9 protein-coding genes are annotated in these 9,455 nt (G+C 71.8%); all 9 read left to right on the forward strand.

Annotated features, from left to right (window positions below; genetic code table 11):
- Positions 1-318 precede the first annotated feature (318 nt).
- The 9 genes from ACFRCR_RS02255 to ACFRCR_RS02295 all read left to right on the forward strand — a co-directional run bounded on the left by ACFRCR_RS02255 (position 319) and on the right by ACFRCR_RS02295 (position 9,421).
- Positions 319-1,611 (forward strand): Gfo/Idh/MocA family protein, encoded by a 1,293-nt coding sequence (locus ACFRCR_RS02255; RefSeq protein WP_377675162.1) that lies wholly within the window; start codon positions 319-321, stop codon positions 1,609-1,611.
- 139 nt (positions 1,612-1,750) lie between these two features.
- A complete protein-coding gene (locus ACFRCR_RS02260) occupies positions 1,751-3,022 on the forward strand; it encodes an ABC transporter substrate-binding protein (RefSeq protein WP_377675165.1) in 1,272 nt (423 codons plus the stop codon).
- Between the two features lie 78 nt (positions 3,023-3,100).
- Positions 3,101-4,114, forward strand: coding sequence for a carbohydrate ABC transporter permease (locus ACFRCR_RS02265; RefSeq protein ID WP_377675167.1), 1,014 nt, complete (start codon positions 3,101-3,103; stop codon positions 4,112-4,114).
- Positions 4,111-5,043: a carbohydrate ABC transporter permease gene (locus tag ACFRCR_RS02270; RefSeq protein ID WP_377675170.1), complete on the forward strand. Its 933-nt coding sequence runs from the start codon at positions 4,111-4,113 to the stop codon at positions 5,041-5,043. The genes ACFRCR_RS02265 and ACFRCR_RS02270 overlap by 4 nt, the downstream gene beginning before the upstream one ends.
- Before the next feature lie 5 nt (positions 5,044-5,048).
- Positions 5,049-6,155 (forward strand): NAD(P)-dependent oxidoreductase, encoded by a 1,107-nt coding sequence (locus ACFRCR_RS02275; RefSeq protein WP_246857799.1) that lies wholly within the window; start codon positions 5,049-5,051, stop codon positions 6,153-6,155.
- Positions 6,155-7,309: a dihydrodipicolinate synthase family protein gene (locus ACFRCR_RS02280; RefSeq protein WP_377675173.1), complete on the forward strand. Its 1,155-nt coding sequence runs from the start codon at positions 6,155-6,157 to the stop codon at positions 7,307-7,309. The genes ACFRCR_RS02275 and ACFRCR_RS02280 overlap by 1 nt, the downstream gene beginning before the upstream one ends.
- Before the next feature lie 7 nt (positions 7,310-7,316).
- A complete protein-coding gene (locus ACFRCR_RS02285) occupies positions 7,317-8,342 on the forward strand; it encodes a hydroxyacid dehydrogenase (RefSeq protein ID WP_377675176.1) in 1,026 nt (341 codons plus the stop codon).
- 154 nt (positions 8,343-8,496) lie between these two features.
- Positions 8,497-8,961 carry a tRNA (cytidine(34)-2'-O)-methyltransferase gene (locus ACFRCR_RS02290; RefSeq protein ID WP_377675186.1) on the forward strand — a complete coding sequence of 155 codons (465 nt, stop codon included), beginning with the start codon at positions 8,497-8,499 and terminating at the stop codon, positions 8,959-8,961.
- Between the two features lie 127 nt (positions 8,962-9,088).
- On the forward strand, positions 9,089-9,421 hold the full coding sequence (locus ACFRCR_RS02295; RefSeq protein ID WP_377675178.1) for a hypothetical protein: 333 nt from the start codon (positions 9,089-9,091) through the stop codon (positions 9,419-9,421).
- Positions 9,422-9,455: the final 34 nt, after the last annotated feature.

Genomic DNA, 9,455 nt, shown 5'->3' on the forward strand with positions numbered 1-9,455 from the left:
GGACATCGGCTCTGGTCGCCGAGCGGGGGCCGAGCCAGGCGGCAGAGGGCGGCAGCGGCGCGGCGGCGGACGGCAGAGACGCGGCAGAGGCGGGGCGTCGCCGTCGAGCCCTCCAAGGACCTGCGAGGGCCGCACGAAAGATCACGACTCGGTCGCAAGTTGACCTGGCGGGCTGTCAGGGCGCAGGATCATCTGGCATAGTTGCTATAGCAAATAGCAAATGAGGCCGTACTCGCCCGGCACTCCGCCCGCACCGACCGTTCGACCAGCACCACCAGCCCCACCTCCGCAGCCCCCGCAACGACGCAAGGACCGCTCGTGACCCGCAATGATGCACCCGTGACCGTCGCCCTCGTGGGCGCCGGCAACCGGGGTCAGACCTACGCACGCTGGATCGCCGCGCACCCCGACCGTGCGCGCCTGGTCGCGGTCGCAGACCCGCGCCCCTTCCAGCGGTCCCTCGTGAGCGACGGCGCGGCCGCGGCGAACCCCGACGCTGCCCCCGTCGCGCGGTTCGCGGGCTGGGAGGACCTGGTCGCGGCGGGCACCTCGGCGCCCCTCGCGGACATGGTCATCGTCGCGACGCAGGACCGTGAGCACCGTGACCCGGTCGTGGCTCTCGCGGCGCAGGGCTACGCGATCCTCGTCGAGAAGCCGCTCGCCCCGAGCGCCGAGGAGTGCCGCGACGTGGTCGACGCGGTCGAGGCCTCGGGCGTCCTGTTCGGCGTCTGCCACGTCATGCGGTACATGCCGTACACGGACCTCATGAAGTCGGTCGTGGACTCGGGCGTGCTGGGCGAGATCGTCAACGTGCAGCACCTGGAACCGGTCGGCTGGTGGCACGACGCGCACTCGTACGTGCGCGGCCCGTGGCGCTCGGAGAAGACGTCGAGCCCCATGCTGCTCGCGAAGTCGAGCCACGACCTGGACTGGATCCGCTACGTCACGGGCAAGCGCATCCAGACCGTCGCGAGCTTCGGCTCGCTCAAGCACTTCCGTCCGCAGGAGCGCCCGGCGGGCGCCGCGGACCGCTGCCTGGACTGCCCGCTCGAACCGACGTGCCCGTACTCTGCGCCGCGCCTGTACCTGGGCACGCTGCGCGAGAAGGGCGCGATCTGGCCGGTCACGGTCGTCACGGACGGCACCGACGAGGCGTCGGTGATCGAGGCGCTGCGCACAGGCGACTACGGCCGGTGCGTCTACGCGTCGGACAACGACGTGGTCGACCACCAGGTGGTCGCGATGGAGCTCGAGGGCGGCGGCGCGGCGACGTTCACCATGACGGCCTTCTCGGAGCAGGACCACCGCAAGACGCAGATCTTCGGGACGCACGGCTGCCTCGACGGCGACGGCGAGAGGATTCGCGTCACGGACTTCCGGGACGGCTCGGTCACGGTCCACGACTCGGGTCACCACGGGGCAACCAACGCGGCCGACGACCACGGCGGCGGCGACTCGGGCGTCATGGACGCGTTCGTGCGCGCCGTCGCGACGGGCGACCCGAGCCACGTCCGGTCGGGCGCCGTCGAGTCCCTCCAGAGCCACCTCGCCGTGTTCGCGGCCGAGGAGTCGCGACACTCGCGCACCGTCGTCGAGGTCCCGGCCCGCTAGCAGCACGTCCCGTCCGTGCGGTCCTCCGGCCGTCCGGACAGAGCAGCACCCCGCAGGCGCGACGATGCGCCGGGCGGGCTCAACAGCACACGGATCAACCAGCACGGTAGTCATCATTCGACGTCAAAGGAGCACGAAAATGACCATGCCGAAGAAGCACGTGGCGACCGCCATCGCGGCGATCGCCACCCTCGGCGCCCTGACCGCCTGCGGCGGCGGCGACGCGGCCGGCGGCTCGACGCCCGTCCCCTCGGACGGCGCGGCCTCGGGCTCCGTCACCATGTGGACCTACCCCGTCATCGCCGACGAGGCGGCCCACAAGGCCTTCTGGGACAAGCAGATCGCGGAGTTCACCAAGGAGAACCCGGACGTCGACGTCAAGGTCGAGATCTACCCGTGGGCGGGTCGCGACGAGACGCTCGCGACGGGCATCGCGGGCGGCAAGGGCCCCGACGTCGTCTACCTCATCCCGGACCAGCTCCCGAAGTACGCGAAGTCCCTCGCGGCGGTGGACAACTACGTCACCGACAACACGGGCGACCTGCGGGAGAACGCCGCGAAGTCCGTGAGCATCGACGGCGCCATGATGGGCGCGCCGCTGATCATGAACTCGAAGCCGCTCGTGTGCAACGCCGCGGCCTTCGACGCGATCGGCGAGTCGGGCAACTACCCCCAGACCTGGGACGACCTGATGGCGCTGGCCCCGAAGTTCAAGGACGCGGGCTACGACGTCACGAACTACTGGGGTGCGGTCGACGCGACGCTCAACGAGTCGTTCTACCCGCTGCTGTGGCAGGCGGGCGGCTCGGTGTTCTCCGAGGACGGCACGAAGGTCGCGTTCGACTCGCCCGAGGGCGTCGAGGCGCTCCAGTTCGTCACGGACCTGGCCGAGGGCGGCTTCGTCGAGAAGGACCTGCTGACGACCATCCCGGCGTTCGAGCAGACCCGCACGGCGCAGGGCAAGATCGCCTGCACGTGGCAGCAGGGCCCCGGCGACGTCGCGACCTTCTGGGGCGAGGAGAACACCGTCGTGCTCCCCTCCCTCAAGCAGGCCGAGTCGATCGGCTACGGCACGGTCGGTTCGCTGGCCCTGATGAAGAAGGCCGAGAACCTGGACGCGGCGGGCAAGTGGCTCGCGTTCGCGACGCGTCCCGAGGCGTCGGCCGAGTACGCGAAGGCCGCGGGCTGGTTCACGCCGTACACCTCGCAGACGGGCCTGTACGGCGACGACGCGACCATGGCCGCACTCGAGGCCACGCTCGACGCGACCACCTCCGGCGACCTCAACGAGAAGTCGCGTGAGGTCATGGGCATCCTCGCCCCGGAGATCCAGGCCGCGCTCATCGGCCAGAAGACCCCTGAGCAGGCCATGAAGGACGCGGCCGCTGCCGCGAACCCGCTCCTCGGCTGATCTCGCACCACACCCACCGGGCCGGGTGGCCGCCGCCGAGGCGGCCCTCGGCCCGGTGAGGCGAAGGAGAAGAACCCCATGACAGCAACCACCCCGTCCGGAGACGTCCTCGGGCCAGGCGTCGAGGGCCCCGTGCCCGACGGCGCCGCGCCCGTCGCGCGGTCCACGTCCGGTAGGCCCTCGGGCCCGTCGGGCGGGACCCGCCCGACTGGACCATCAGCGTTCCGCCGCACCATGGCCCGCCGCGAGGCGCGGATCGGCCTGCTCTTCGCTCTCCCGGCCTTCCTGCTCTTCCTCGCCTTCCGGTTCGGACCGGCGATCGCGGGCGTGGGGCTCAGCTTCTTCGAGTACACGATCGGCGGCACCGCCGAGTGGACCGGCCTCGACAACTTCGAGCGCATGGTCAACGACCCGATCTTCTGGTCCGCGATGCGCGTGACCCTGATCCTCAGCGTCCTGATCGTGCCGTTGTCGCTCGCGATCTCGACCTTCATGGCGCTGCTGGTGCGCCGCTCGTTCCGCGGCTCGGGCTTCTACCGCTCGGTGTTCTTCCTGCCGGTCGTCACGAGCCTCGTGCTCGCCGCGACGGTGTTCACGTGGGTGTTCTCGACGGGCGGCCCGTGGTCGCAGCTCATGGGCCTGATCGGTCTGTCGACCGACTCGTGGCTGGGCAGCACGACCCTGGTCCTGCCGGCCCTGGCGCTCGTGTCGATCTGGTCGCGCTTCGGGTACGGGATGCTCATCCTCCTGGCCCGCATGCAGGACCTGCCGCGCGAGCTCGAGGAGGCGGCGGCGCTCGACGGCGCGAACGCCTGGCACCGGTTCTGGCACATCATCATGCCGCAGCTCAAGCCGACGCTGTTCTTCCTCGCGGTCATCGAGACCACGGCGTCGTTCCAGATCTTCGACCTGGTCTACACCATGACGGGCGGCGGGCCCGCCCGCGCGAGCTACAGCCTCGTCTACCAGATCTACGACCAGGGCTTCAAGTACTTCGACCTCGGCTACGCCAGCACTCTCGGCGTCGCGCTCTTCATCATCACCATCGTCGTTGCGCTGGTGCAGCGTCGCCTCATCGGGAGGGACAAGTGACCACGCTCGCCACCCCCGGCACCCCGGGGCACCCCGGGACCGCTGCCGGCACCACCACATCGCCCGACCTCACGCCGAAGGTTCGACGCAGGCGCAGCAAGAGCTCGGGCATGGACCTGACGTGGCGCGGCAAGGTCGTGCGCTACGTCGTCCTGAGCCTCGCGGCCGTCGTGACGATCTTCCCGTTCTACGCGATGGTCGTCCTCTCGCTCAAGCCTGCCGCGGCGATCCAGTTCCCGCAGAGCCTGATCCCCACGAACCTGGGCTTCGTGGCGTACGACCGCGTGCTCGGCGCGGGGAACATCTGGACCTGGTTCGGGAACACGCTCATCTACTCGGTCGTGTCCGTGGTCCTGGTCCTGGCGTTCTCCGCGATGGCCGGCTACGCGTTCGCGAAGAAGAAGTTCCCGGGCCGCGAGGCCATGTTCTGGTCGTTCCTCGCGATGGTCATGGTCCCGTACCACGTGACCCTGATCCCGACCTTCATCCTCATGGCGCAGGTCGGCGGCCTGGACACCTACTGGGGCCTGATCCTGCCGACGCTCGCGAACGCCCAGGCGGTGTTCCTCATGCGGCAGTTCATCATGGACATGCCCGACGACCTCTTCGAGGCGGCCAAGCTCGACGGCGCGTCCGAGTGGCGCATCTTCACGCGCATCGTGCTGCCGCTGTGCAAGCCGATCCTCGCGACGCTCGGCACGTTCGTCTTCCTGTGGCACTGGAACGACTTCCTGTGGCCGCTCATCATGGGCCAGGGCACCGACCACTGGACCCTGACCGTGGGTATCGCGTCGCTGCAGCAGCAGGACGTGCCGCTCAACATGATCCTCGCCGGCGCGACCATCTCCTTCGTGCCGATCTTCGCCGCCTACCTCGTGGCCCAGCGCTACTTCCAGGAGGGCGTCACCATGTCCGGAATCAAGGGATAGCACTCGTGTCTTCGACCTCACCCAGCCCCCTGCCCGCCGCCGCCGTCGCTCCTGCCGGCGCCTCCGCCGTCGGGCGCTCCGCCGGTCCCTCGTCGCTCGCCGAGCTCGAGGACCTGCTCACCACGCCCTCCCCCGCGCTCGTCGCGGACATGGCCGCCCGCTCGGGCGACCTGGTCGTCCTGGGCGCGGGCGGCAAGATGGGCCCGAGCCTCACGGTCCTCGCCCGGCGCGCGCTCGACGCCGCGGGCCGCTCGGGCGACGCGGTCCACGCGGTCTCGCGCTGGTCGGACCCGGCCCAGGCCGACCACCTGCGCGACGCGGGCGTGAACGTCGTGACGGCCGACCTCATGACGGGCGACCCGGCCGTGCTGGCCGACCTGCCCGACGGCGCCGACGTCGTCTACATGGTCGGCGCCAAGTTCGGCACGTCGTCGGCCCCCTCGCTCGCATGGGCCGCGAACGCCGCACTCGTGAGCGACGTCGCGCGTCGCTACGCGGACTCGACCATCGCCGCGTTCTCGACCGGGAACGTCTACCCGCTCGTGCCGGTGTCCTCGGGCGGCTGCTCCGAGGACGACCCGACGGGTCCGGTCGGCGAGTACGCCATGAGCTGCCTCGGGCGGGAGCGCCTGTTCCAGCACGCGGCCCTCACGCGCGGCACCAAGGTCGCGAACATCCGCCTCAACTACGCGGTCGACCTGCGCTACGGCGTGCTGTGCGACGTCGCGGCGCCGATCCTCGCGGGCGAGCCGGTCGACCTGACCACGAGCCACGTCAACGTCGTGTGGCAGGGCTACGCGAACGAGGTCGCGCTGCGCGCGCTCGGCCACGCGTCCTCGCCCGCGTTCACCGTCAACCTCACAGGCCCGGAGACTGCGTCGGTCCGCCGCCTCGCGGGGCTGCTCGGCGCGGGCCTGGGCCGCGAGGTGTCGTTCACGGGCGCCGAGGCCGGGACCGCCCTGCTCAACGACGCGAGCCTGTGCCACGAGCTGTTCGGGTACCCCGACGTCTCGCTGCGCACGCTCGTCGACTGGCAGGCGCAGTGGCTCGCCGCAGGCCTGCCGACGAGCGGCAAGGCCACCAAGTTCACCGTGCGCGACGGGAAGTTCTGATGGGCTCGGTGGTCGACGCCATGAAGCCCGACTCGCTCGCGCTCCTGCGTGCCGGCACGGTCATCCCGGCCCAGCCGCTCGCGCTGACCGCGGACCGCCGGTTCGACGAGCGACGCCAGCGCGCCCTGACGCGGTACTACCACGCGGCCGGGGCGGGCGGCGTGGCCGTGGGCGTGCACACGACGCAGTTCGAGATCCGCGACGTCGGGCTCTACCGGCCCGTGCTCGAGATGGCGGCCGAGGTCTCGCGCGAGACGCTGGGCGGGCACGCCCCCGCGGGGTCCGCGGTCACCGGCCCGCGCCCGCTCGTCCAGGTCGCCGGGGCCTCGGGCCCCACGGCCCAGGCGGTGGCCGAGGCGCAGGTCGCGGCCGACCTCGGCTACGACGCGGTGCTCCTCGCGCCGCGCGTGGCCGGGCTGAGCGGCACGCGCGAGGAGGTCGAACGCCACCTGCTCGACCGTGCGCGGTCCGTGGGCGAGGTCCTGCCCGTGATCGGCTTCTACCTCCAGGAGGCGATCGGCGGACCGCGGCTCTCGGTCGACTTCTGGCGCGAGTTCGCGTCGATCGAGGCCGTGGTGGCCGTCAAGGCAGCGCCGTTCAACCGGTACCGGACGATCGACGTGCTGCGTGGCGTGGCCGAGTCCGGCCGGGCCGACCAGATCTCGCTCTACACGGGCAACGACGACGCGATCATCGCGGACCTCGTCACCGAGGTCGACGTGCCGGTCCCGGGGAGCGTGAGCCCGTACACCGCGCGCTTCGTCGGCGGGCTGCTCGGCCAGTGGGCCGTGTGGACGCGAGGTGCGGTCGACACCCTGCGCCTCGCCCAGGCCGCGCGCGGCGTCACTGCCGACGGCACGCTCACCGTGCCCGACGACGCGGCCCTGCGCCTCCTGGTCGCCCGTCAGACCGGGCTCACCGACGCCAACGCCGCGGTGTTCGACTCCGCGAACGACTTCGCGGGCGTCATCGCGGGGGTGCACGAGGTCCTGCGTCGCCAGGGACTCCTCGAGGGCATCTGGTGCCTCGACCCCGCCGAGACGCTGTCCCCCGGGCAGGCCGACGAGCTCACGCGCGTCACGGCCGCGTACCCGTGGCTCGGAGCGTCCGACGACGCGTTCATCGCGGAGCACCTCGACGCGTGGCTGGGATGATCCTGCGATGAGCCGCACCACGAGCGTCGTCAGCGTCTCCCCCACGCTGCGGGCCGAGTTCTTCGCGCCCGCGGCGTGGGAGACGCTCACGGCGCTGACCGACGTCGTCCTCGTCGACCACCCGGCCACGCTGGGCGCGACGCTCGGCGCCGGGACGAGCGCTGCGCCGTCGGGCCTCTCGCGTGCGCAGGTGCTCGTCATCTCGTGGGGTACCCCGCGCCTCGACGCCGCGCTGCTCGACCGCCTGCCCGACCTGCGCCTGGTCGCGCACACGGGAGCGAGCGTCAAGCCGTTCGTGACACCCGAGCTGTTCGCGCGCGGCGTGCGCGTGACACAGGCCGGGCAGGGCATGGCGCAGTCGGTCGGCGAGGTGTCGGTCGTGTTCGCCATGGCCCTGCTGCACCAGCTCCCGCGTTTCCACCACGGGCTCGCGTCGGGCGCCTCGTGGGAGGACGCCGAGGCCGCGCCGCCGCGCCACGAGATCGCGGGCACGCGCGTCGGCGTCGTGGGTGCGTCCCGGACCGGGCGCGCGGCGATCACGATGCTGCGTGCGCTCGGGGCCGAGGTCGTGGTCGCGGACCCGACGTTGTCGGCCGCGGACGCGCAGGCGTTGGGCGTCACGCTCGTGAACCTCGACGACCTGCTCGCGACGAGCCGCATCACCATGCTCCACGCGCCCACGCTGCCCGAGACGCACCACCTCGTCGGGGCGCGCGAGCTCGCGCTCATGCCCGACGGCGCCGGGCTCGTCAACACCGCCCGGTCGTGGCTGACCGACGAGGCGGCGCTGCTCCGCGAGGTCGCGAGCGGACGCATCGACGCCGCGCTCGACGTGTTCGACGCCGAGCCGCTGCCCGTCGACCACCCCTTCCGAGCCCTGCCGAACGTGCTCCTCACCCCGCACCATGCGGCCGCGACCGTCCAGGGCCGGCTGCGGCAGGGGTCGATCGTGGTCGAGGAGGTCGGGCGCTTCCTCGCGGGCGAGCCGCTGCTCCACGAGGTCGACGAGGCCGCGCTCACGCAGATGGGCTGAGCCCCCGACACGTCGGCCGCGGCGCGGTGGGAGAATCGGGACCATGCCCGACGACGTCCCCTCCTCCCCCGTGCCCGCACCGTCGCCCGAGGTCACCGGCGCAGAAGACTGGCGGCCGCACCTCGGCACGGACGCCGAACGCCCGGCCCCGACGCTGCCCCACCTCGTCTTCTTCGAGCCCCGCATCCCCGGCAACACGGGCAACGCGATCCGCCTCGCGGCCGTGACCGGCGCGCGCCTGCACCTCGTCGAACCCCTGGGCTTCGACCTCGACGAGCCCAAGCTCCGCCGCGCGGGCCTCGACTACCACGACCTCGCCGCGATGGAGGTCCACGCCGACCTCGACGCCGCCCTGACCTCGATGCCCGAGGCCCGCGTCTACGCGTTCACGACCAAGGCCACGACCCGGCACACCGACGTCGAGTACCGCCCGGGCGACGTGCTGCTCTTCGGCCCCGAACCCACGGGCCTGCCCGACGACGTCCTGGCCCACCCCCGGATCACCGAGCACGTCAAGATCCCCATGCTGCCCGGGCGCCGGTCGCTCAACCTGACCAACAGCGCGTCGATCGCGATCTACGAGGCGTGGCGGCAGACGGGGTTCGCGGGCGGCGTGTGAGGGATTCCCCGTACAGGGTGAAATGTCCATGGAAGGGTTTTCACGGATGTCCTGGCACCGGCGTCCAGGATGGACTGGACAGGTCCGGGGGACGACGACGTCCCCTCACCTGAAGCGAAGGAGCTCCATGCGAACCACCGGAAAGCGCGCCCTGGCAGTCTCTGCCCTCGTCGCCGCCGCCCTCGCCCTGGCGCCGGCCGCGAGCGCGGCCCCCTACGACGCCGGGCCGTGCACGTTCGACCTGACCCGCACCGGGAACACGTTCCGGCTCGACGCCGGCACGTGCGACTGGGTGCACCTCGAGATCACCGCGAGCGCCTGGGGCGTCAACCTCTCCCGGTCTGCCTCCACGACCGACGTCACGACGTTCACGATCGAGGGACCGGCCTGGTCGGTCACCAAGGGGCTCGCCGTCGGGCGCCTCGGCGCCGTGACCGGGCCCGTGGTGCGCGTGCTCTGACGATCCCCCTCCTCACCGCCGCGCTGTCACGGGC

Origin of the sequence: Oerskovia sp. NPDC056781, assembly GCF_042789955.1 — a bacterium.
GTDB classification, from domain to species: Bacteria; Actinomycetota; Actinomycetes; order Actinomycetales; family Cellulomonadaceae; genus Oerskovia; species Oerskovia rustica.

What these genes read in the sequence shown, in the direction of transcription:
- ACFRCR_RS02260 (WP_377675165.1), top strand. Translation starts at nt 1,751, where the DNA reads ATGACCATGCCGAAGAAGCACGTGGCGACCGCCATCGCGGCGATCGCC.
- ACFRCR_RS02265 (WP_377675167.1), top strand. Translation starts at nt 3,101, where the DNA reads ATGACAGCAACCACCCCGTCCGGAGACGTCCTCGGGCCAGGCGTCGAG.
- ACFRCR_RS02280 (WP_377675173.1), top strand. Translation starts at nt 6,155, where the DNA reads ATGGGCTCGGTGGTCGACGCCATGAAGCCCGACTCGCTCGCGCTCCTG.
- ACFRCR_RS02285 (WP_377675176.1), top strand. Translation starts at nt 7,317, where the DNA reads ATGAGCCGCACCACGAGCGTCGTCAGCGTCTCCCCCACGCTGCGGGCC.
- ACFRCR_RS02295 (WP_377675178.1), top strand. Translation starts at nt 9,089, where the DNA reads ATGCGAACCACCGGAAAGCGCGCCCTGGCAGTCTCTGCCCTCGTCGCC.